The sequence below is a fragment of the Roseibium sp. MMSF_3412 genome (assembly GCF_030733265.1).
Lineage (GTDB): Bacteria > Pseudomonadota > Alphaproteobacteria > Rhizobiales > Stappiaceae > Roseibium.
Map to the genome: position 1 here is coordinate 442899 of NZ_JASHJI010000002.1, position 22931 is coordinate 465829.

A 22931-nucleotide genomic window follows, 5' to 3' on the forward strand; every position below is an offset into this window, starting at 1 on the left:
ATCACGGCCGTTTGCCGCGCCTGCGCCAACGGCGGTTTTCGGCCGGTCGTGCAAACATGGTGTTTGCCGAAATTCGGCCTTATCCCAAAAACCGACTTTCGCTACGACAAGGGAAATAGCCGCGATTGGGAGAAAGCGTCCAAAATCGAAGTCCTGGCCGACGACTGCCCCGCATTGGAAGCGGTCCCTTGATTTATGAGACTTCCAATCAAAGCGCGTTTCATTGAAGCCGGCGGTCTTCGAAGGCAACTAGGACTTAACGAGTGCATAAAACTGCCGGACGAGGTTCTTTTGATCCGGAACCTGGCATTTTTCCAGAATGTTGCGGATGTGCCAGCGCACCGTGCCGTAGGACCGATCAGTCTCCGAAGCGATTTTACGCAATGAATAGCCTTCAAGCAGGTAGGAAAGAACATCGATCTCGGCATTGGTAAGACCGTAGGTCTTGCCGAACAGCATCATTTCACTGCTTGCTTCCTCATGAAGAAGATTCTGTGGTGCGATTACCTTGATGAGGTAGCGCATGAAAAGCCCAAGACGCATCTTTTCCATGTCATCAAAGTCGTTCTCATCACGATCCCGCCAAACCATGAGACTGGCAAAACGGCCATCTTGCAAGATTGCAGGTACGATCATCATGAAAAACAGGCCATGCTTGACGTAAAAATCATTCACCGTCGCGATATTCAGAAATTCCTCGTCTGACAGCATGTCTGTCCGCCGGGAAGGTTCCAAGGATTGAAGCTCAGCTTCCTTGATCTGGTTTTGCCGATGAAAACCACCGTTCATATAGGCTTCTACGATGTCTGGCTTGTTGGTCGCCAGTAATGTGAGAGTGTCTTCAACCCAGCCATTCTCGTCGTTTGCGACCACGTATAATGCAAATTCCGCTTCCATGAGCTTGTGAAAACCGTCTGTGAAGCCTGCCCAGTCCTTCGGCTCACCTTCAAGATTGTCGCGGGCACAATTGTAAAGCATTTCAAGTTTAAGCATTGATATTTGACCGCTGTGGCCCCCCTCAAAAAAACCCGCCCGATGGCGATCCCGCCTACGCGCATGTTTTATGTCAAATAATATCTGAATGACCCTGCCATTTGGCAGGCGCACATCAAAAAATCCCGCATTAATATAAGGTTAAGGAGTGCGTACGCAGGCCGCAAAAGGCCTTTTCTTACCAAAACTCCGCCTATCGAAAGTGCTTTTTACATGCAGCAGACGTTCACCAATCTCGGGTTCCCTTGACGTAATGTGATGAAGGATATTCACCGTGTCGATACTTAAATCCATTTTTACCGCGAGTTTCTTGATTGCAGCCGTGTCCTCGGCACAGGCTGTTTCAATTACTCCTGACCCAAACTTCACAACCGGCCCGTTTTCGCTGGCGCCTGTCACTGATGTCACGACAACGGACTTACCGGGCACGGTCATCTATGATCAGCTGATCCCGTTCAGTATTTCCGGCGGCCTTGTTGGTCCATCGACAGAAGCGAAAGCGGAAGGCAATCTGCAAAGCCGTGTCTCTCGATCGGATTCGCTCAATACGCTCATCTTTTCCTATCGGATACGCGATCTTGTCTTCACTGGAGTGAGTGGAGGAAACGACAATTCGATTCAATACTTTAACCTTTCCGGTTTCAACGGGTTCTTTCCGCTGGAGATGCTTGCCTGGTCCCCGCTTCAAAGCCTTGGCAGCGATCCCTTCCCCGAACTTTCGGCTATCGATCCCGCTGGCAACATGGATTTCAACGTGTTTTTCACAGCAGATGACGGCAGCACTTTTCTATCTCTCATAACGACAGCAACGGCCTTCAAGACCGGCGCGTTCGCGACCATCGGCGCCAATCCGGGTGGAACTTTTGATCAAGTCACGCTCAATGGGGTCGCTGTTCCGACAACCGCTGTGCCGCTTCCCGCAGCTCTTCCAATGCTGCTCGCCGGTGTCGGTGGACTGGCAATAATGCGCCGCCGCAGAAAGACGTCTTAGTCTCAAAAAATACTTGCTCCGCAAAATACAAAGCTCGCCTGGTAAGCGAGCTTTTTTTATGGCTCGGATGCAATTCAAATCAAAAGCCGTCATTCTCCGCAGACGGATTGAGTTCACGCATTGCGCACGCAACAGGCGTTCATTGCGGATCGCATGAAGGTCCGATGTGTCGGGCTGTCAAAGCCTCTCGTGTCAACCTCTATCGGGACGCCTTTTTTTGAAAGGCGGGGAGTTACCGACACTGCGCAGATGACATATATTGGTGTGGAAGAACGAGTGACCAAACAGAGACCGGAGACTGATGTGTCACCAAGCAAGGGCCGCGTTGAAAGACTGATTAATACGATCGGCGCAGAATTCCAGTCTCATCTCATCGACCTGTGGAACACCTCCACTGTCTTTGATATTCAGGACGGTGCCGTTCAGAAGATGATCTCGCGCGAAGCGCCGTTCGGCGTTATCGGGATCAAGATCCTGATGCGCAATCCGGCAGACGTGGATCGTCTTTTTGAGCACCAGTGGAATTTCAGCATCGGGATCACCGGATGCGAATTCACGCTTTTGGATGTCGATTACCAGAACGACGTTTGGATCGGTGATGTGAATTCCGCCGAATTCGCCGGGCACGAGCACATTGCTTACAAATCGGTTGAACACATGATTGCCTTTCATGGCGATGATTTCGGCGTCGGAAAGGTCTTCATCGAGAAGATCGGTGCTCTCTGCCCAAGCCTGCTTGAAAAGCCGCCCCTGTTCTTTCGACTGCCGCGCAGGGCGCCACCCGCCTACAGATTTACCGCAGCACCCAAGGTCATTCGCGAGGCGTTGGGCCTGTCCTCTGACGACCGCGTGGTTCTGATCGAGGCGATGATCAAAGAACACGGGATTGCCCCCTATTCGATCCTTCTGTCCTTCCATTCCGATGAAAATTTCTGGCTGGTTGATCTGCCTGAAGCGCTTGTCGACCGCTACCAGCATGGCCTGATTGATCCAAGCCTTGGTGAACACCATTCAAATCTCGAAGTTGGGGTTTCCATCACAGCGGAGGCTCTGCGGAACAGGATCCGGCAGAAGTCAAACAGCGCTGAGCGCGAAAACGACGTCTTTTTCTCCATGTCTGGAAGCGGTTCTGCGTCAGGTTACTTGAACGGATTGAACTGATTTCTGCCCCCGCCGGGGTCTTCTTATTTCTGTGCGAAAGGGCGTGATCTCCGACAGTCTTCGCCGCGCGTGTTCCATGTGCCAGCAATGCGGCCACTTCTGCCGTACACCAGTGTGTGGCCCAGACCTGCTTGGTGCCAGAGGGCCGCGCAGTCCTGTGTCCGCGTTTCTTCAGATTGTGGATACCTTCTTGCACAAGGCGATCAGGTCGTTCGCCTGTTTCTCAGTCAAACCGGTTGTCGCGAACACGATTTCGGTCGCATGGCAACTCTGGCTTAACAACTCGCGCCCCGCTTCGGTAATCCTGATGGACTTCTGGCGTTCGCTTTCATCGTCCATCTTGCGCGTGATCAGTGCCTTCTCTTCCAACTTGCGCAGGAGCGGCGTCATTGTGGCTTTGGCGACCCCGAGGCGCGTGGCCAGATGCGTGATGGAAACCCCGTCTTCTTCCGCCAGAGCCATAAGCGTCGTGTACTGCGCATAGGTCAAGCCGTGCTCGGCCAGAAGCGGACGGTAAAGATCGCTTATTCTGTTCGAAGCAGCGTGAACCGCAAAACAAAGCTGCTGATCGAGCACCAGATTGGCTGGAATGTCATACTTGTCGTCTTTTGGCACTTCGAACGGTTCCCTGGAATGCACGAGGTCGGTGGTCAACCAAATATACCATTTGACAGTCTTACTGAAGATAGTTAGATATCTAAAAGTTAGATTTCTAACTATTTGGAGAGGAAGATGCTCAGGACCTTTGCCTTTTTGGCAGCCTTAGCGGCCACCCCAATGGTCGCGGCAGCCGACAGCCACAATTACAATTACAATTCCGCCGAGGAGGATTTCGCAGTGTTCGAAAGCACCTTCGGCATTACACCGGGAAAACGTCGAAATCACACCAAGGGTTTCTGCTTCGTCGGTCAGTTCAGTCCGGTAGACCCGGCCATTCTCGCTTACACGTCCAGCCCGATCTTCAAAGCGACATCCAAGGTAAATGGACGCGTGTCACACAAGGGAGGCAACAACCAGACACCGGACAACAAGTTCAGTGACCGGGGCCTGGCTTTCGATATCACAACTCCCGATGGCGACTATCATGTCATGGGCTTGAACACGGAAGACTTCTTTCCGGCCTCCAACCCCGCCGATTTCATCGATCTGGTTCGGACCCTTCCCAGAGGTGCGGACGCTGTCAAGGCCCTTGCAGCCGAACGCCCCGAACTCGCTGCCTACCTGAAACACCACAAACACGATCGTGAAAAGGTGAACCGTCCTTACGAAGGAACGACATTCAATAGCGTGAACGCGTTCTATCTGGTGAATGGCAATGGCGAACGAACGGCAATTCGCTGGTCGATGGTGCCAACGACCGCCAAGGACTTTGTTGTCCCCGAAAGCGAAGATTTCCTGATGGAAAACATGAATGCCAATCTTGCTGCAGGCAATGTCTCCTGGGACATGGTTGTGACCATAGCCAATCCGGGCGACGATCCCGACAATGCTGCCATTCAATGGACCGGTGAACACAAGAAAATAACGGCCGCACGTTTGACCGTGATGTCAACGGCCAGCGAGGCGGATGGTGAATGCGACGCAATGAACTTTGACCCGACCGTCCTCAGTGACGGTTTCGAGCTGTCCGATGATCCTGTCCTCGCGGCCCGCTCAGCGATCTACGCCCACGGTGTGGGTGTGCGATTGGGTGAGAAGTAACCTCGAAACCAGAGTTCCCCGCGCCGATGGGGACTTGCAACAACTGAGAAAAGGACCGAATCATGTCGTGGCTACCAACCCTGAAGACAAACACACCCGAAGAAGGCTACGAGTTGGCGATCAAGCTTTCACGCATGGCGGTGAAACTGACGCAACCGGACGACGAGGCACGCGCCCGAATGCGTCCAGACTATGCCAACAGCGCCGATAGCCTGACATCGGTATCACATGTCGTGGCAACAAATTTCCAAACGGTCGCGCAGGCAAACGATTTCTGGCGTTGAGCTGCCCGTCGAGGGCCGGTTGCGGACATTCGCCCTGGACGCCCCACTGAGGCATCGCCAAGGGCACATTGGGAACCGACGCGCGGCCCGCAGTGCCGGTCAGCTTGCCTTTCATTTTGGGCCGGCATTTTGCAACGGCGCTGGCTGCGTCGTTGCCCTTGTGGGCGTTGCCGCCCTGGTTCCGGTCGTTGCTTGGATTATGGATGGCAGAGTTGCGGACAACGGCGGTACCGAGCCGGTGCCAGCAGCGTTGCTGGATTGAAGGGGGTGCCGGAGAACCAAAGTCTCCCGCACCCCAAAAGCAGCTCTCAGTTTTTTAGTTCGTGAGCCGGAGATACGCGGCAACCAGTATGGTGATGATCACAAGTTCAACCAGCAGCGGCGGGATGACGGCCTTTTCGAACCCGTCAAGCACAAGGCCGACAATCCGGCCGAAGGCAACGACGCCGAGCAGTAACGCCACCGCGACAAAAGCACTTGTTTGACCGTTGAAAAGGCCGAAGGCCAGCATTGCAACGCTCGCGATAAAGAGCCCGCCGATGACAGAGCGGATGGTGCTGAGGCCAGCCGCCCCAATGGGTTCGATGGCGAAGTTGTTCACCATCCGGCGCGGGGCGAACATCGACATGGTGCCGAGGCCGAGAAGCATGACGGTGGCAAGGCCGACGAGGATGCGAAGGGTGAGGTCCACGAGAGCTCTCCTTGGATTTGGGTTTGGTTTTGGATCAGGCCACGAAGCGGTGCACGGCCAGGTTGGCATTGTCCTGGAAGTCCGGATTGGCGAAAGCGCTGTCAATTTCGACCTGGTCGATGACTGGACCGGTTGGCGATCCTTCACGGCTGGCGTAGAAGTGGCCGCTTTCAAACTTCTCGTTGAGCAAGCCATCAACGTAGCGTTTGGCCCCGGTCTGGACGTCGTGCATCATCCCGAAGATCGGCATCAGCGTTCCGCCAACATATTTGAAAAAGACTTTCTTCAGGAACGGGAGGTCGTCCATCCCGTTCGTGCCGGTGGTGCCCCCGGGGCTCATTGTAACGAATCGGATATGCGTGTGTTGGCGCGCCATGGACCCCATCCACATTGCACCGGTCAGCTTGATGGTGCCGTAGACATCGAGCGGGTCTGCATTCGGCCCAAACTTGGACCCATCGGCAATGGCCACGTATTCATCCGTGGAAGATGAGCGCATGTCGGGCTTGGCTACGCCCATTTTTGGAATGCCGCGGGCAGCTTCCGATCCGGCGTAGAGCACGGTGGAGGTGATCAATTGACGCTCCAGCAACTCGTCCACAAGGACGACATGGCCCAGAAGGTTGGACGCAAAGATGTTGGTCACGCCGGAGGCTGTTAAGCTGTTTGGCGTTCGACCGCCCGTGCCCCCTGCATTCAGGATCACCGCATCGACCGGTGCGGAAAGACGCGAAACGGCTTGGCGCACGGAATTCGGGTCGGAGACATCCATCAAAATGGTGTCGAACACACGCCTGCCGGTTTCGGCTTCCAGTGCGGATTTCGCCGCCCTGGCTTTGTCCGGGTTGCGGCAGGCCAGATAGATTTTTTCAATACCGTTTCGCAGCGCCAGCTGACGGGCGGCTTCGCGGCCCAGCCCGGCATTGGCTCCGGTTATCAAGACAGATTGGATCGGTTTCATGGGTCAGGTTCCTCGCGTTCATATTCGCTGAGCTCAAGATAGAGAGGAACGATCTCGAACTGTAGATCGGAAAAATTGGACATGATGTTTCAAAAATGAAACATTGCGGCTATGTCGATCCGAGAAAGCCACTCCCTCAACTGGGATGACCTGAAGTACTTTCTGGCGGTAGCGCGGAAGGGTACTTTGAGGGGCGGCGCGCAGAGCATCCGCGTCAATCACACCACCCTGACACGTCGCCTGTCGGTGATGGAAGACCGCGTCGGAAGCCGGCTGTTCGACCGTACCAGGCAGGGTCTTGTGCTTACGCAGCTCGGCGAAGACCTCATACCGCATGCCGAACGTGTTGAGGCTGAGATGGCGGCTGCCTCGCGTGTGATCGTCGGACGGGATGCGCAGCCTTCCGGGACGGTGTACATCACGTTGCCGCACGGATTGGCAATGACGTCGCTAATGGATGATTTTACGGCCTTTGCCGATCTCTACCCCGATATCACTCTGAACATGAATTTCACCAACGATATCCGTGATTTGACGCGGCGCGAAGCCGATGTCTCCCTGCGTGTTGCCGGTGAGGTGACCGATGATGTCGTGGGTCGGAAACTCGTCCAGATGTCTCAGGCCGCCTATTGCACCAGAGACTATGCGCAGCGGATCAAGGACAACGAAGGAGAAGGACTGCATCTGATTGGCTGGCATGAACCAGAGGACGCGACGACGGCGCAATGGATCAAGGAAAGCTACTACCCGAAGGCCACGCTGAAACATCGCGTGTCGGAACTTGTACCTCTGATCGCCTTGGCCGCCTCCGGCCTCGGGATGGCGTATCTGGCTTGTAATCTCGGCGATCGGCAGCCGAACCTGATCCGTGCCCCCTTTCAAAGACCAATACCGTATAGAAGCATCTGGCTGCTTTTGCACCGCGACCTGCGAAACACAGCCCGTGTCCGGCTGTTCGTTGATTTCCTGGCCGAGAGGTTGAGGTCGAGGCGAAACGAGTTCTGGGTTGCCGGAACAGTCGCGCTTCGGTAACGGTCGTTCGATGTGGTCCGCCGAATGCCGAACGGCAACCTCAAGGCCGGTCTGCGTGCGACGCAATCGGCAACGGCGCCGCAGCCGCAACGCGCCGCAACCCGCCCCAACCCGAACAACACACATCGCAACCTGTCGGAGCCAGGCCAACAGGACATCTGTCCAGCAGAATTGCACCCTCACTCCGGCACGGACGGGTATTTCATGCCGGCGACTTCCTGCATAAGGCGGATCACCTGGGTGCTGTAGCCGGCCTCGTTGTCGTACCAGACGTAGAGAACAAGGCGGTTGCCGTCGACGATCGTCGCCTGGCTGTCGACGACACCGGCATGGGTCGATCCAACCAGATCAGAAGAGACAAGCTCCGTGGAGGCCGTGTAATCGATCTGGTCCTGCAACGAAGACTGGACGGAGACACCGCGCAGGTAGTCGTTCATTTCCTGATCGGTCGTCTCACGCCCGAGGTTCAAATTCAGGATCGCCATGGAGACGTTCGGGACCGGCACGCGGACCGCGTTGCCGGTCAGCTTGCCCTTCATTTCAGGCAGGCATTTTGCCACCGCGCTGGCCGCGCCCGTGCTCGTCAGCACCATGTTGAGCGGCGCGGAGCGCCCCCGGCGGTCGCCCTTGTGGTAGTTGTCGATCAGGTTCTGGTCGTTGGTGAAGGCATGGATGGTTTCGACATGGCCGTTCTCGATGCCGAACGCGTCATTGATCACCTTCAGCACCGGCGTGATCGCATTCGTGGTGCACGAGGCGGCGCTCAGGATGGTGTCTTCTTCGGTGATGTCGCCATGGTTCACCCCGTAGACGACATTCTTGATCGAGCCCTTGCCCGGCGCCGTCAGGATGACCTTTGACGCGCCCGGACATTTCAGATGCTGGCCGAGACCGTCCTCGTCACGCCAGATGCCGGTGTTATCGACCACCAGCGCGTTGTGAATGCCGTATTTGGTGTAATCCACCTCGGCGGGCGAACCCGCATAGATCACCTGGATGGTATTGCCGTTGGCGATGATGGCGTTCTGCTCTTCGTCGACGGTGATCGAGCCGCTGAAAGCCCCATGGACCGAATCCCGCCGCAACAGGCTGGAACGTTTCTTCAGGTCCTCGCCCTTGCCGCCGCGCACGACGATGGCACGCAGGCGCATCTTGTTGCCCGCGCCGACACGCTCGATCAGCATGCGCGCAAGCAGACGGCCGATCCGGCCGAAGCCGTAGAGAACGACGTCCTGCGGTTCCTGCAGGATAGAGGTTCTGCCGGTGTTGATGCTGGCGAGTTGATGCTGCACGAAAGTAGAGGCATCGCCGCCCTCTTCCATGAAACGGTGGCACAGCTTGCCGAGATCGACGCGCGATGCGGCAAGGTCCATTTCCAGCATCGCCTTGACGATCTCAAGGCTCTTGGAGACTTCCAGCTCCTGCCCGGTGATCTGCAGCGCATAGCGGTGCGCCTTGATGATTTCGATGGCGGAATTGTTCAAGAGCCGGCGCCCGAAAATCCGGATGTTGATGCCGTAATCGCGGTAAAGGTGGCCGACCAGCGGGATCATCTGCTCTGCGGCGTATTGTTGTTCTTTCCAGTTGTCGAAGTGATGATCCGTCGTCGCCATGTCGAATTAAGTCCTCAGCGCAAGTCCAGCAGGTTTTCGGCAGGTCTCCGGGGTCATGACCCCGGCCCGCGCCCGCTGTCTAGCGCCTGTTCAAAGCCGTTGTCCAGTGGGCGCTCGAAGCTTAATCGATTGAAATTGCAGGAAGAGTTGCAGGTAGCGTCGCAGGGGCGGGAAACGCCGCATTAGCAGCATTTCAGATAGTTGGCAGTGGACATGGCCTGCTGGAGAAATCCGGCCCGCTGGATCTCCAGCGAAATCCGCTTGAGTGTCCCGGGCCTGGTTTCCGCCGCATCCCGTTTCGCCTCACCGGTCCGGCAGTGCTCGATCGGGGACGGCATGGCCCGGTCCCTTCAATGAGAGCGCAACAAAAAAGGCCGGCATATTTACCGGCCTTTCCTGTTTGTCTGATGGCCCTCGACCGGGCCCCGCGTCATCGGCGATGGCTCAAACGTCCTGCAGGTTGTCAGCGGAGGACTTGCCGGACCGGCTGTCCTGAACAACCTCGAAGCTGACCTTCTGGCCTTCGACCAGAGAACGCATGCCGGAGCGCTCGACAGCGGAAATGTGGACGAACACGTCCTTGGCTCCGTCTTCCGGCTGAATGAAGCCGTAGCCCTTGCTGGTGTTGAAGAATTTTACTGTTCCGATAGGCAAAACGATATCCTTTCAATCGGACGGGAAAGTGCCTGCAACACGCGTCATGCGTGGCACAGCGGTTTTGTCGACATTGAGTGGGAAGATCGTTTAGGGCGCCTTCGCGCGCGATGACAAAGTTCAGCAATCAAGACCGATGTCCGGTGCCTAAATCCTTTTGGTGTTCAAAGCAAGGCGCCATGCTGTTTTCAGCACCATTATTGCACTTGCGGCAAGTTGGCGGCGGACGAATGCTGCGGCGCCGTCTGGCGGGACAGCGCGGCCCGCAGGATCCCACGAAGCCGGCAAAAGGACTTAAAGATAAGCGCCCTCCAGCGTCCGGCGCGCCCTTTGCACGATCTCGGCATCCGGCAGAGCCGCCAGGTCGCGGGCTGGGTCCGCCCCGTTGAAGGCGACGATCACCGGCTCCCCTATATAGCGATGAAGGTTCAGCCATTGATTGAACTGACCTTTCGGCAAGCCGTTTTCCGGTGTTGCAATCCATGTGACATCACCGTCCCAGAAGACGTCGTCATACCGGAGATACACCTTGTCGAGCACGCCCATTCCGAGCCTTGCAATGGCATCTTCTTTCCAGCGCGGCAGGGGAGGAGAAAAGGCGATGGAGCCCTGTTTCAGGACACCCAGGGGCACCGTCAGAATGACCGCATCGAACGCGGCCTCCCTGCCCTTGCTGTCGCGCAGATGAACGCCGTCTTCGCCGACATCGACATGTGTCACCACATGTTCGAACCGCAGGTCCAGGCCGGCGGACATACCGTACAAAAGTCGGTCATAGCCGCCGGGCAGGATGACCTCTTCGCCGTCATAATCTGTATCCGCAACATAGGCCGAACCGTTCACATCCCTTGCATCTGCGCCCAGGGAATGTTGCACCTCCAGGACATTTTCCAGCCAGGCCGGTGCTTCGGTGTCGGACATATCCCGGCCATCGCCGCCGCGTATGACATAGGTTTCATCGGTGGCACGGGTGCTGAGGTCTTGTGCAGCGGCAAGCTCCGTCAGCGGATTTCCGTCGGTGCCGTGGATCCAGCTTGCCCCGAGATCAAGCGGCATACCGAGGCTGCGGTCCGTCCAGATCCTGCCTCCCGTGCGGCGGCGTGCTTCCAGAACAGTCACGTCATAGTCTTCATCGGTGAGCCAGAGCGTCGCTGCAAGACCGCTGGCACCGGCCCCGACAATCGCCACCGTTTCGGCATCCGTGGTGTCGTAAACGGCTTCGGCGGCGATCAGCCCGGACTCATAAGCCGCATGCACCGTGCTGTTATAGTCCGGATGTGCGGCCTCGCCTGCGAAGAAGAGCCGGCTCCCGACAGGTTTACCCAGGGCTTCGTGGTCGCGCCGCCGCGCGCCCCTGGCCACATAGGAATAGGACCCGAGACTGTAGGGATCGCGGCTCCAGTTCGTCCGGAGGTACCCTGTGAGCGCGCGTTTATCTTGCGCAGCGGCGGACAATGGAACGAAACCGGCTGCCATGGCGGAGATTGCAGTTTGCAGGAAAGTTCTGCGTTTCATGTGCGGCCCATTATTCTTGTTGCGCGAACGCGGCTTGAGAGAGTTTTGGCCGGAACCAACGCCCGTTTCCGGACCGGCGCAGCGTTCCCCTGATCCCGTCAACAGTAACGGTGCACCTCGCAATTCGCGAGCTTTCGGCCGATGATTTCGTTGAACGCATTGCCATGGCCAACGATCAGGAGCGGCCGCGTCATGATGGTGTCGAGATGGCGGACGAAATCTGCGATGCGGGACTTGAAGGCATCTTCGGGCTCAACGGTGATACCGGCGGTCCCATCGCTGTGCCACCATTCCTCCGCCAGGTGCCCGAACTCCAGATGCGGAAAGTCGTTGCTCAACTCCTCGGGCCGCCTGCCAACATCGCAGCTGTGAAGCAGCAATTCGTGATGGCCGGCCCTTACCTCCATCGAAACGCCGTCGGGAAACAGGAGCTGCGCCGTCTGGATCGCCCGCGTCAGCGGAGACGTGATGACGTGTCGAATACCGAGTTTCGTGATCTCCGCACGCGCTTCGATGGCCTGTTGACGGCCGAGATCGGTCAGTGGCGCATCGAAGATCATCGGGTCGTCGTCCCCCGTCCTGAAGACAGCGTTGAATTCCGACTGGCCGTGTCGCACGAAATAAATTGGCATTTGGGGTCCTCTGCAAAATCGTGGGCCGGGCAGTGCACGTCCAGCCGGCCTGGCCGGCCGGTCATATCATGCGCCGCGCTCACGAGCATGAAAAACGACCATGTCCGGAAGCAGTGTCTCAGGACCCGTCCGGGGGCAGAAGAACCGGCCCGGATCGCGCGAAAGACAGGCTCAGTTCCGTGCCGACGTCCAGCGTGTCGTCGACATTGTCCTGAACGGCGAACACCTGACCGAAAGCCCCTTCGAGCGTATATTCCATCCGCACACCGACATAGGTCGCCTTGGCAATCCTGGCCGGCATTCCAACTGTATCCCCGAGCACGAGCCGGGAGGGACGCACGGCGATGGTCGCGCCGCCCCGGGGCAGCCCACGCGATGCCAGCGTGTAGCGATAGCCGCTGATGTCGACCGTGGCCATGTCCCCCTCGACATCCACAATGTCACAGGGGATCAGGTTCGCCTCGCCGATGAAATCCGCAACAAAGGCATCGACCGGCTGGTCATAGAGTTCGCGCGGCGTGCCGATTTGCGCAATCGATGCATTGCGCATGACGACAATCTGATCGGAGACAGCAAGCGCCTCTTCCTGGTCGTGCGTGACGTAGACAACGGTCAGCCCGAGATCCTGCTGGATTGCCCGGATGTCCTCGCGTACCTGCCGGCGCAATTTGGCATCCAGGTTGGACAGCGGCTCATCGAACAACAGCACCTGCGGTTCCAGCACCAGCGCCCTTGCCACGGCAACGCGCTGCTGCTGACCCCCGGACAGCTCGCTCGGCAGACGGGCTCCGAAACCGTTCAACCCGACAAGATCCAGTCCTTCGTGTGCACGCGCACGCGCTGCCGTCTTGTCGAAACCGGAGAAGGTCAATCCGTACATGACATTTTCCAGAACGCTCATATGCGGAAACAGCGCGTAGGACTGGAACACCATCGACACGTCTCGATCGGTCGCCGGCAGCTTGGTGACATCCGTGTCCCCGATCAGGATGCTCCCGGAACTGGCCATCTCCAGGCCGGCGATCATGCGCAGCGTCGTGGTCTTGCCGCAGCCGGAGGGTCCGAGCAGCGTGACAAGCTTGCCCGCCTCGATGTTCAGGTCGATATTGTCGACAGCCGTCACGTCCTTGCCGAAAACCTTCGAGACCCCATCGAACCTGACCGGCGCGGCTTTGCTGCGAATGTGTGCATCGCTCATGACGCTTCCTTCATTTCGATGTGTTTGCGACGGCCGATCTGCACCCGGCCGACGAGAAGCTGCAGCAGTCCGACAGCTGCCAGCATGACGAAGATCAGCGTCGTGGAATAGGCAATGGCAAGACCGTAGTCGTTGTTCTCCACCCGGCCGATAATGTAGCTGGTCGCCATGTCATATTCCGCGGAGACCAGAAAGATCACCGCCGATATCGCCGTCATCGCGCGCACGAAACTGTAGACCAGCGCCGCCAGGATGGCCGGCCGCAACAGCGGCAGGATCACCCGCCTGAATGTCTGCCAGGAATTGGCTCCGAGTGTCAGGGAGCTTTCGTCGAGCGACTTGTCGATCTGCGACATGCTGGCAATCCCGGCGCGCACGCCCACGGGCATGTTCCTGAAGATGAAACTGACGACCAGAATGATGCCGGTGCCGGTGATTTCGATCGGCGGCACGTTGAAGGCGAGAATGTAGCTGACGCCGATCACCGTGCCTGGAATGGCAAAGGACAGCATGGTTCCGAATTCGAACGCGTTCTTGCCCGCAAAACTCTGCCGCGTCAGCAGGTAGGCTGTCACGAGGCCAACGGCGGCCGTTAGCGGTGCCGCAATGGCCGCGATCGTGATCGTCGTCCAGAAACTGTCCCAGGCGGCGCCGGTCCAGCGGATGCCCTCTGCCTCGAACCTTACGGAGAAGGCGGTTACGTAGTGCTTGAAGGTCAGGCTGTTGTTGACACCCCAGAGTTCAACAATGCTGCCGTAAATGATCATGGCATAAACAACGGCAGTGAAGAACGCCCAGATCAGGGCAATGCTCAGAACCGGAACGGCAAGGCCTTTCGGCATCAGCGGATGAACACCGGCGTCGCCCTTGCCGGACACCGTCGTGTAGCTCTTCTTCCCGAGCCATGCGCGCTGCGCGTAGAAGGCCGACAGTGTGAAGAAAAGCAGCACCATCGCCAGGACGGCGGCGCGGCCCTGATCGTATTGCGCTCCGACAATCGCGAAGAAAATCTCGGTCGACAGAACGTCGAAGTTACCGCCCAGAACCAGCGGATTGCCGAAATCGGCCATGCTCTCGATGAAGCCGAGCAGAAATGCATTTGCAAGCCCCGGCCGCATCAAGGGCAACGAGACCGTTTTGAAAGTCTGCCAGCGGCTGGCGCGAAGCGTTTGCGCAGCTTCTTCCATTGAGGGAGACACACCCTCGACTACGCCGATGAGAACCAGAAAGGCGATCGGGGTGAAGGCAAGTGTTTGCGCAATCAGGACCCCCGGCAGACCATAGAGCCAGCGTGTCGGCTGCACACCGAACAACTCCGCGATGAACACCGTCACCGTACCGGAAAGTCCGAACAGCAGAATGAGTGCAAGGCCGATGACGAAGGGTGGCGTGATGATCGGCAAAACCGTCATGGCGCGGATCAGGCGCTTGTAGCGGAACCCCGAGCGCGTGACGACAAGCGCGAAAGCCAGTCCCAGAAGGGTCGTGATCAGCCCTACAAGGACAGCCAGGAACAGCGAGTTCCACGCAGCGCCGCAGCGCGCACCTGCCAGGCAGCCCAATCCCCAGATACGGTCATCGAAGAACTTGTCGAAAAAGACCAGGATCGAATAGGTGCCCTCATCGGTGATGAAGGCCGCGAACAGCATTTTCGCGATCGGAAAGAAAACAAACGCCGTGACGATCACGATCACGCCGCCGATTGCGCTGACGACGAACACGTCGCCATTAACCGCACCGCGCGCCGCGATGCCCTGGGTCAGCAGAAACAGGAATGCGGATGCGCAGATCATGGCGCCGTAGCCCATTCCGTACTGGCGGTCGTCCAGAGAGCCGAAGGCGGCGTTCATCCATTCGAAATTGTACCCGCGAATGCCGATCGAAAATCCCTGCACGATCATCCAGGCGAACCCGAGAGCGCCGGCCAGGACCAGCAGCCGCGCATAGGCCGCGTCCGACTTGGCATGTCTCAGGGCAAGAAACGGCAATGCCAGGGGAAGCAGCAATGGCGCAAGCCAGAGCTTTTCTCCCTGGGCAATCAGGAATGCCGCCGGGGCGTAGTCCTCATCGAACGGGTAACCGTCGACCAGCCACTCGAACGACCAGAAGCCGTCCTCAATGCCGTACCAGGGCAGAAGCCCGAACCCGGCCCACCCGGCAATGATCCAGAAGATCAGGACCGGGGGGGTGGTGCTTTTCGCGGACAAGGTCACTTACTGCGGCAGTGTCGAGACCTCTTCATCCCACTTCTGCAACAGACGCTTGCGTTCGTCAGAGGACCCGTACTTCTTGAAATCATAGTCGATCAGCTTGATCTGGCTCATGTCCGGAGCACTCTCTGACGTCTCGGCACCCTTGTTGGAAGGAACCTGAAACGCATTGACTTCAAGCGCAAGGTTCTGGGCATCGGTGCTCAGCGCCCAGTCGTAGAACTTCTTGGCTTCGTCCATGTTGCGGGCGCCGTCGATGATCGACATGGAACCGATTTCGTACCCGGTGCCTTCGCAAGGCGCGACCACCTTCACCGGAAAACCGGATACCGCCTGTTTCACCGCGTCATGCATAAACACGATCCCGACCGTGTTTTCACCGCGGCCGGCCGCCTTGATCGGCGCGGACCCGGACTTGGTGTACTGGTTGATGTTGGCGTGCAAACCCTTCATGAAATCGAAGCCTTCGTCTTCGCCGAAGATCTGCACCATCGAGGCAAGAGTGGTGTAGGCCGTGCCCGAGGAATTCGGATTGGCCATCTGAACGTGGCCTTTGTATTCGGGCTTCAGGAGATCTTTCCAGCAGGCCGGCTCGGGCAGATTGTTTGCTGCCAGGAGGTCGCTGTTATAGCCATATCCGAGCGCCCCGGAGTAAATTCCGATCGTGCGGTTTCCAGCGCTTTCAGCCTGGCTGATCGCCCAGTCGTGCAACTGGTCGCGCATGGGGGAAACATACTCGGCCGTAAGCCCTTCCTCTGCGGCCTGAAGATGCGGATCGCCTGTGCCGCCCCACCAGACATCTCCCTTGGGATTGGAGGATTCGGCGCGAATTTGCGCAAAGGTTTCACCTGAAGATTTCCGGGTCATGTTGACATCGATGCCCGTCGCATCCTCGAAGCTGCGGGCCATCAACTGGCACCAGTCTTCCTGCGCGCTGCAATAAAGCGTGAGTTTGTCGGCCTGCGCCATGGAAACACTGGCCGCGAGCGCGACGAGGGATCCTGCAAGAGCGGTAGCAGTTCTCTTCATATCTGTTCCTCCCTGAACAATGCTGTCTGGCCGTTTCGGCCCGTTTTTTGTTGGATCCCTAGGAAATATGCCGAAGCTTTTTGGGGATCAGATTGGCACCCTGACTGTCCGCAAGGTTGAGAAGCAAGGTGCTGAGCTCGGGTTCCGACACCAGTTTCGCTGCCTTCTTGGCCGGGAACCATTGGCGCGATCGTTGGTCGCGTTCCTTCCAGTTCTTCTTTAGTTTCTCGACAACCAACGGAAACACCAACACCTTGCAGCGGCAGCTCTCGCCACGCGGCAAAAGCTTTACGTAGTGGTAGCTTCCGATCGGCTTTGCGCGAATCTTGCCGAGAGCGCCTGCCTCCTCGCAGGCCTCGATCCTTGCGGTTTCCCAGGGCGTTTTGCCTTTCATCAGCCATCCTTTGGGAATGACCCAACGCCGCGTCTCACGGGACGTGATCAGCAAGACACGGGGCTTACCGGAATTCCAACGCAAGGGAAGCGCAGCTGTCTGCGGAATGACAAGTTCGGCAACGGTGGACATTAATTATGATTACCTTGTTATCGGGAGATTATCAGCACCAGCTCGATGAAAAAGCAATAATTTTTGTCCAAATTATTGAGGAATTTACGTAATTTTTGTTAGAAGGCGAAAGGAACACAATTCAAATCGACCGCTGAATCGGCACCCTGCTCAGGGTTGTCCGCCATGTGCGGGGACGCCGCGACGGGCGCAGAAAACGACCGTTTTTGGCCGATTTCCGGTACGCGAAAACCGATCCAGGAAAACCCTGCGTCATGACCGGCTGCATTCAATTGTCGAGCGGGCTCCGCGAAGGGACGTTCGCCCTCCACGCAATCGTCAGTCTTTTTCGATCCCGAAGCGTTTTCTGTATTCCGACGGTGACACACCGAGAATGCGTTGCATGGCGCGTCGCAAACGCTCGTCATCTTCAAACCCGGTTCGGTGCGCGATCGTGGCGACGGGAAGTGAGGTGTCTTCGAGCAAGTCACGCGCAGCGGCCACGCGAAACAGTTCAATGGTTTTGGCAGGGGTTCGCCCGGTCGTCTTCCGATAAACCCTGGTAAAATTGCGTTCGCTCATGCCGACTTGCTCAGCCAGCCGGTCGACACGCAAATCCCGAGCGAGATTATCGCCGATCCAGGTGTGCAGGGCATCGAACCGGCCGCTGGCATCATTGGTCTGACTGAGAAGCGCGGAACTGAACTGAGACTGGCCTCCGGAGCGGAGCATATACATGACCAGTGTCTGTGCCAGGCGAACGGCAACCTTCCGGCCCGAGTCTTCCGCCACCATGGCAAGAGCCATATCGATGCCCGCAGTAACGCCTGCCGACGTCCAGACATCGCCATCCTTTACGAACATGCGATCGGGTTCGACCTTCACGCTTGGATGCTGGCTGGCGAGATCGTCGCAGGAATACCAATGCGTGACGGCCCGGCGACCATCCAGCAAACCGCCTGCCGCGAGAACGAAGGCGCCTGTGCAGACAGAGCCTATTCGCGCCGCTTGATCGGCCAATAGAACGGTCTCTTGCAAAAGTTTCAAATCTTGCGACGCCGCTCGCGCACCCCAGCCGCCTGAAATCAGGAGAGTATGGAGTGCTCTGCCCCGCAATCGTTCCAAAGGTTCCGTAAGCAGCGCAACCCCCGTGTCCATCAGTTGCGTTCCGCCTTCGGCGGACGCAAGAACGATTTCGTAGTCTTCGCCTCCACATATTTTTGCATCGGAAAAAACCTGCATAGGTCCGGTGATGTCCAGCAACTTGGCGTCTGGAAACACGACGAGAACAACAATTGGGCGCGATTCGGCGGAAAACGAGGGCATGTTGTCGGTTTTGCCAAATTATTAACTGTTAGTCTATCCGGGATCGGAGGCGAATAAATGCTCAATAGTGTTTTTGAATGCGCAGTATTCACATCACTGCGCAAACCTAAAACTGCGCACTAAACAAACCAGGGAAAGTAATTTCAATAAATCTGGAAACTGAAATTTGGAATTAGTGCATTTCCACGCGGTATTCCTTCAAATCCGATCATCGGAACCGGACTTCCAAATTTTCGCAACAAATCAATTAGGGGTGAAATTCAATGCAGAAACGACTTCTGGCTGCCGCGGTCGCAATCATGGTGCCGGCAACATCTTTCGCAGCGCCTGTTGACCTTTCTGGCTGGACCGAAAACGGCAGGCCAAACAATGGTGCTGGGACATGGACAGTTCAGGGCACGAACAATGACTCTGTTCTCCAATCGAGAAACGGCAATCCCACCGTGTTCTTTGACCCGACGGCCAACGCGCAAGGGACCGCGCTTTCAGGCAGCATCAAGGTCGAGACGACGAGTGACAATGACTTCATTGGCTTCGTGCTTGGATATCAAAACAATGAAATCAACAGCACCAATGCGGATTTCTGGCTCATCGACTGGAAACAGGGAGACCAGAGCCCGGCTGTAGATGGATTGGCCTTGAGCCATGTGACCGGCGACCTGACAGGCACAACTGGCGGAAGTTTTGGCGGCTGGTGGAACCACGTTGCACCGATTAACGAAGTTCAACGAGCCACAAGTCTTGGCAGCACCGGCTGGAACGACAATCAGGAATACATTTTCGATATTGTTTTCACGTCTTCGCTTATCCAGGTGAAAGTCGATGGCCAGACCGAACTGAGTTACGCGGGAAACTTTACCGACGGCTCATTTGGTTTCTACAACTTTTCCCAGGCACAGGTTCGATACGCCGGGATAACGCAGGATGTTGTTCCTCCGACAGCTGTCCCGTTGCCGGCAGCCTTGCCATTGCTTGCCGGTGGGTTGGGTATTCTTGGCCTGGCCGGCTGGCGCCGGCGCAAATCGATCTGACTTCGGCCCCATTCTTCGACCATGAAGGCGGCTTGCGAGCCGCCTTTTTCATGTTGGCTGTCCTAAGGGCTACCTCCGGATTTCCTGTTAATCGGGCGGTGGAAAACCGGGCGCGGCGCGATAGCTCGCAAGCCGCGTTGCACGACCGCTTCCCTTTACGGCATGGGCCCGTCTCACAAATCCACCACCACCACGCCGCCAGCCTCTGCCGCGCGGGACTGGCACAGGATGACTGCGTCTTCGCGCTGTTTCTTCGAAAGCACGAAATCGCGATGCTCGACCGCACCAGAGACGAGACCGCATTTGCAGACGCCGCAAATGCCGTCGGAGCATTTGATGTCGATAGCGATGCCATTCTCGGCGAGGACGTCCGTGGCGGATTTCTCCGCCGGGATGTCAAGCTCACGGCCCGAGCGGGCAAGCTTGAGCGTGAAGGGGTGGTTCACGTAGTCGGGAACGTCCGGCACGTTGAAATATTCGACATGGCGTTCGTCCTCGGTGAAGCCGGCACGCTCCGCCGCCTCCATAACGGAGGTCATGTACCGGTCCGGACCGCAGGCATAGACATGACTGCCATCTTTGTATCCGCCAAGGACTTCGTCGAGATCGGCACGGGTTCCCTGATCGCTGAAATAGAGCCGCACGTGGTCACGCCAGCCGAACGCTGCCAGATCGTCCAGAAATCCGGCATCGGCCTTGCGGCTGCACGAGTAGTGCAGCTCGAAATCCGCGCCCCTGGCATGAAGTTCATGCGCCATCGCAATCATCGGCGTGACGCCGATGCCGCCGCCCATCAGGTAGGTTTTTGTCGCCCCGTCAGAGAGCGGGAAATGGTTGATCGGCTTGGAAATGAAAATCTTGCGGCCCTGTGTGAAAATCCGGTGGAGCAGCTTGGAGCCGCCCCGGCCTTCGTCTTCCCGCAGGACCGCGATCTGGTAGCGGCTGCGATCAGCCGGGTCGCCTGAGAGCGAATACTGGCGCAGGAATTCCGGCGCGACCACGATATCGAGATGGGCACCCGCCTGCCATTCCGGAAGCGGCGACCCGTCCAGCGCGGCGAACTCGTATTTGGTGACACCGCCTGTCATCTGCTCGGCCGTGACGATCTCCACCCGGATGACGGGAGCATCGCCGGAGATGGTGTATTCATGGGCGAGCCCGTCCGTTTCGCCCCGCTCAAGCCGCGCCTTGTATTCCTTCGCCGTGATCAGTGCCTGATAGGCCTCGATGCCTTTCTCCCGGTCCATCGGGAAGGGAAACGGCCAGGGATGCGGGGCCAGGTTCGCCGGATAGACAGCCAGTGTCTGGTCCTCGTATTTCAGGTCGAGGTCCTTTTGCAGACCGCGCGCGTTGACCGGCTGTTTCGCAGCCCTGTAGGCGCCGTCTTCGTCCAGTTCGATATCCCACCACCATTTCTTGACAGGATTGCGCTCGCCGTGGCCCGCCATATCGTCAAGCTTCGCCAGAAGCGGCGCGGCCTTGGGCACATGCATCGCCGCCCAGCGGAACGGCGCTTCGGCGAAGATCCCCTCCAGGTTCCAAGGGCAGGTCTTCATGCAGCGCCCGCACATGGCGCCGCCTTCATTGGTGATCCGGTAGGTCGTGCACTTCTGGCTGTCCGACTTCCAGATCTCGTAGCCGTTGAACATCAGTTTCGGTCCGGCCGTGATCGCCCCGGCCGGGCATTCGCGCGCGCATTTGTTGCAAGCTTCGCAAAAGGCCTGCAGGCCGAAGGAAATCGGCTTGTCGTGGGCAAGCGGCATTGTCGTCGTGACAGCACCGGATTTCAGGCGCGGGCCCAGAAACGGGTTGAGGATCACCTCACCGATGCGGCTGACCTCGCCAAGACCGGAGAGCAGCAGCAGCGGCGGTTGCAGAACTTCACCGTCCAGCACCGTGTGCGCCTTCGCCGCGTAGCCGAGATTGCGGATCTGCTTGGCAACGATGCTCCCCAGAATGGCAAAGCGCAGATAGGCGCGCATCGACTGGGAAACGGCGATCCAGTCGTCTCCCGACGCCCCCTCCATCGTCTCGAAGCCCTGGTCGACCACCATGGATACCGCCTGGTCATGCGGCGGGTCGAGCGGCGCACCGGTGGCGTCGTGCGAATACCAGGCCCAGTCCGGACAGCGCGACATGCCGGCTGCATCAATGCCCAGGAAATAGGACATGGCCTTGAGATTGTCCGCGTTGCTTTGCGGGTCGGAGGTTGTAACGGCGATCTCCGGTTCCGGCTCACCGTCCTGAAGCAGCACGAAGGCCCCAAGCGCACGCCGTTGCGCCATCGACGGGGCGGATTTGCGTGCATAATAGCCGTTTGTGGCCGCCTGCTGGTTCTTCTTGCCCATGTCGCCGAACTGGGAACGGGCGAACATGTCTGTGCGCTTGGGCACCCGGGCAATGCGCGCTTCATCGAAATAGGTGGTCGGCGTCTCGACCCTTTTCAGTTTTTCGAACGGGTGCGGCCCGTCGACGAAACGGCGGTTCTGGAAGGGATCGAGCGTCTGCGCGCTCTTGGCTGTGCGGTAACCGAAACGCCAGGCAAGGCCATTCGTGACCGAACGCGGCTGGTCGGCCAGCGGCACCAGTGGCCGGTCGTGGCCAATCTCGAACTCCGTCGTGACCGCCGCAATCGAAAAGCCGGTACCGATATAGGGGTTGCTCAGCCCCTCTTTCTCGGGCGTTGCGAGCCCTGCGGCGACCGCCAGCCGGTTGAGATCGACATCAGACGAGGAATGTCCGTGGGCACGAGCGTCGTATCCGAGCAGCCGGATATATTGCGCAAGCACGACGGCAATCTCCATTGCTCTGAGCGCCGACCGGTGCGCACCTGCACCCGTGAGCCAGTCCTCACCCGGTTCCCCGTGCCGGACGGAGCGCGGTGTCTGGACGACGAAAACCAGCGCGTGCCGGTGAGTGCCGATCCCCTTGGGCGGGGCGTTCATGGCATCGCGCAGATCCGCCATGATCATGTCGATGCCTGAGGCCAGCGTCTTGGTCTGGGTCGTGCGCAGCTTCTCCGCCAGCCGGTCGATATCCGGATTGCGGAAGGGGACATCGAGCATCATTGCGGGCAAAAGGGCGCAGGCGCCGATCATGGAGGCGTCGGAAAAGTAGCCGAAGCCCTTCAGATGGTCCGCCCGCTCCTGCGGATCCACCGGAACATCGGCCCGCGCCGGGTTGACGATACCGTCCCGGATCGCGTCGAGCATTGCCTGGGACTCGCTCATCGCATTGATGATATTCTCAGGGTTCGCGTCCTTGAAGGCCATCTGACTGAAGTTCGGGACCGTGCCCAGATCCGGCAGTTCCGCGACGCGCGCAAGACGCTCCAGCGGAAACGGACCCAGATGCGCGGGACGCGACTTGTCAGAAAACAGCTTCATGGCTCGCGCCCCTCTCCC

The 22931-nt window shown here is 58.1% G+C and carries 21 protein-coding genes; 6 read left to right on the top strand and 15 right to left on the bottom strand.

Annotated elements, in window-relative coordinates; all coding sequences use genetic code 11:
• Positions 1 to 249: 249 nt before the first annotated feature.
• Positions 250 to 993, bottom strand: a complete 744-nt coding sequence (locus RBB49_RS05720) for a helix-turn-helix transcriptional regulator (protein ID WP_306141736.1) — start codon at positions 991 to 993, stop codon at positions 250 to 252.
• Positions 994 to 1267: 274 nt separating this feature from the next.
• Here RBB49_RS05720 and RBB49_RS05725 point away from each other — a divergent pair, with 274 nt between their 5' ends.
• Both RBB49_RS05725 and RBB49_RS05730 read left to right on the top strand, forming a co-directional pair.
• Positions 1268 to 1984 (top strand): VPLPA-CTERM sorting domain-containing protein, encoded by a 717-nt coding sequence (locus RBB49_RS05725; RefSeq protein ID WP_306141737.1) that lies wholly within the window; start codon positions 1268 to 1270, stop codon positions 1982 to 1984.
• Positions 1985 to 2260: 276 nt separating this feature from the next.
• A complete protein-coding gene (locus RBB49_RS05730; RefSeq protein WP_306141738.1) occupies positions 2261 to 3145 on the top strand; it encodes a hypothetical protein in 885 nt (294 codons plus the stop codon).
• 171 nt (positions 3146 to 3316) lie between these two features.
• On the opposite strand, the gene RBB49_RS05735 is transcribed toward RBB49_RS05730, so the two are convergent.
• The gene (locus tag RBB49_RS05735; protein ID WP_306141739.1) at positions 3317 to 3799 is read right to left on the bottom strand and encodes a MarR family winged helix-turn-helix transcriptional regulator; all 483 of its coding nucleotides are present in this window, start codon (positions 3797 to 3799) and stop codon (positions 3317 to 3319) included.
• A gap of 78 nt (positions 3800 to 3877) precedes the next feature.
• On the opposite strand from RBB49_RS05735, the gene RBB49_RS05740 reads away from it, so the two are divergent.
• Both RBB49_RS05740 and RBB49_RS05745 read left to right on the top strand, forming a co-directional pair.
• Positions 3878 to 4846, top strand: coding sequence for a catalase (locus RBB49_RS05740; RefSeq protein ID WP_306141740.1), 969 nt, complete (start codon positions 3878 to 3880; stop codon positions 4844 to 4846).
• Between the two features lie 62 nt (positions 4847 to 4908).
• Positions 4909 to 5130, top strand: a complete 222-nt coding sequence (locus RBB49_RS05745; RefSeq protein WP_306141741.1) for a hexameric tyrosine-coordinated heme protein — start codon at positions 4909 to 4911, stop codon at positions 5128 to 5130.
• Between the two features lie 316 nt (positions 5131 to 5446).
• Here RBB49_RS05745 and RBB49_RS05750 read toward each other — a convergent pair whose 3' ends face one another.
• Both RBB49_RS05750 and RBB49_RS05755 read right to left on the bottom strand, forming a co-directional pair.
• Positions 5447 to 5821: a DUF4345 family protein gene (locus tag RBB49_RS05750; protein WP_306141742.1), complete on the bottom strand. Its 375-nt coding sequence runs from the start codon at positions 5819 to 5821 to the stop codon at positions 5447 to 5449.
• Positions 5822 to 5855: 34 nt separating this feature from the next.
• Positions 5856 to 6782 carry an SDR family NAD(P)-dependent oxidoreductase gene (locus tag RBB49_RS05755; protein WP_306141743.1) on the bottom strand — a complete coding sequence of 309 codons (927 nt, stop codon included), beginning with the start codon at positions 6780 to 6782 and terminating at the stop codon, positions 5856 to 5858.
• 111 nt (positions 6783 to 6893) lie between these two features.
• Between RBB49_RS05755 and RBB49_RS05760 the strand changes: the two genes are divergently transcribed.
• Entirely contained in the window at positions 6894 to 7814 is a 921-nt protein-coding gene (locus RBB49_RS05760; protein ID WP_306141745.1) for a LysR family transcriptional regulator, read from the top strand.
• A 179-nt stretch (positions 7815 to 7993) separates the two neighbouring features.
• Here the strand turns inward: RBB49_RS05760 and RBB49_RS05765 are convergent, their stop codons facing one another.
• From RBB49_RS05765 to RBB49_RS05810, 10 genes are all read right to left on the bottom strand, one after another.
• Positions 7994 to 9427: a glyceraldehyde-3-phosphate dehydrogenase gene (locus tag RBB49_RS05765; RefSeq protein WP_306141746.1), complete on the bottom strand. Its 1434-nt coding sequence runs from the start codon at positions 9425 to 9427 to the stop codon at positions 7994 to 7996.
• 182 nt (positions 9428 to 9609) lie between these two features.
• Positions 9610 to 9765 (bottom strand): hypothetical protein, encoded by a 156-nt coding sequence (locus tag RBB49_RS05770; protein ID WP_306141747.1) that lies wholly within the window; start codon positions 9763 to 9765, stop codon positions 9610 to 9612.
• A gap of 106 nt (positions 9766 to 9871) precedes the next feature.
• Positions 9872 to 10081, bottom strand: coding sequence for a cold-shock protein (locus RBB49_RS05775; protein ID WP_306141748.1), 210 nt, complete (start codon positions 10079 to 10081; stop codon positions 9872 to 9874).
• Between the two features lie 294 nt (positions 10082 to 10375).
• The gene (locus tag RBB49_RS05780; protein WP_306141749.1) at positions 10376 to 11596 is read right to left on the bottom strand and encodes an FAD-dependent oxidoreductase; all 1221 of its coding nucleotides are present in this window, start codon (positions 11594 to 11596) and stop codon (positions 10376 to 10378) included.
• A gap of 98 nt (positions 11597 to 11694) precedes the next feature.
• Complete coding sequence (locus RBB49_RS05785; protein WP_306141750.1) at positions 11695 to 12228, bottom strand: histidine phosphatase family protein; 534 nt, start codon at positions 12226 to 12228, stop codon at positions 11695 to 11697.
• A 118-nt stretch (positions 12229 to 12346) separates the two neighbouring features.
• Positions 12347 to 13426: an ABC transporter ATP-binding protein gene (locus tag RBB49_RS05790; protein ID WP_306141751.1), complete on the bottom strand. Its 1080-nt coding sequence runs from the start codon at positions 13424 to 13426 to the stop codon at positions 12347 to 12349.
• On the bottom strand, positions 13423 to 15633 hold the full coding sequence (locus tag RBB49_RS05795) for an iron ABC transporter permease (RefSeq protein WP_306141752.1): 2211 nt from the start codon (positions 15631 to 15633) through the stop codon (positions 13423 to 13425). The genes RBB49_RS05790 and RBB49_RS05795 overlap by 4 nt, the downstream gene beginning before the upstream one ends.
• A 6-nt stretch (positions 15634 to 15639) precedes the next feature.
• A complete protein-coding gene (locus RBB49_RS05800; protein WP_306141843.1) occupies positions 15640 to 16605 on the bottom strand; it encodes an ABC transporter substrate-binding protein in 966 nt (321 codons plus the stop codon).
• Between the two features lie 118 nt (positions 16606 to 16723).
• Positions 16724 to 17191: an NUDIX hydrolase gene (locus tag RBB49_RS05805; RefSeq protein WP_306141753.1), complete on the bottom strand. Its 468-nt coding sequence runs from the start codon at positions 17189 to 17191 to the stop codon at positions 16724 to 16726.
• Positions 17192 to 17509: 318 nt separating this feature from the next.
• The gene (locus RBB49_RS05810; protein WP_306141754.1) at positions 17510 to 18496 is read right to left on the bottom strand and encodes a GlxA family transcriptional regulator; all 987 of its coding nucleotides are present in this window, start codon (positions 18494 to 18496) and stop codon (positions 17510 to 17512) included.
• Between the two features lie 263 nt (positions 18497 to 18759).
• Between RBB49_RS05810 and RBB49_RS05815 the strand changes: the two genes are divergently transcribed.
• On the top strand, positions 18760 to 19527 hold the full coding sequence (locus tag RBB49_RS05815) for a PEP-CTERM sorting domain-containing protein (protein ID WP_306141755.1): 768 nt from the start codon (positions 18760 to 18762) through the stop codon (positions 19525 to 19527).
• A 173-nt stretch (positions 19528 to 19700) separates the two neighbouring features.
• Here RBB49_RS05815 and RBB49_RS05820 read toward each other — a convergent pair whose 3' ends face one another.
• Positions 19701 to 22913, bottom strand: coding sequence for a 2Fe-2S iron-sulfur cluster-binding protein (locus tag RBB49_RS05820; protein ID WP_306141756.1), 3213 nt, complete (start codon positions 22911 to 22913; stop codon positions 19701 to 19703).
• Positions 22914 to 22931 lie beyond the last annotated feature (18 nt).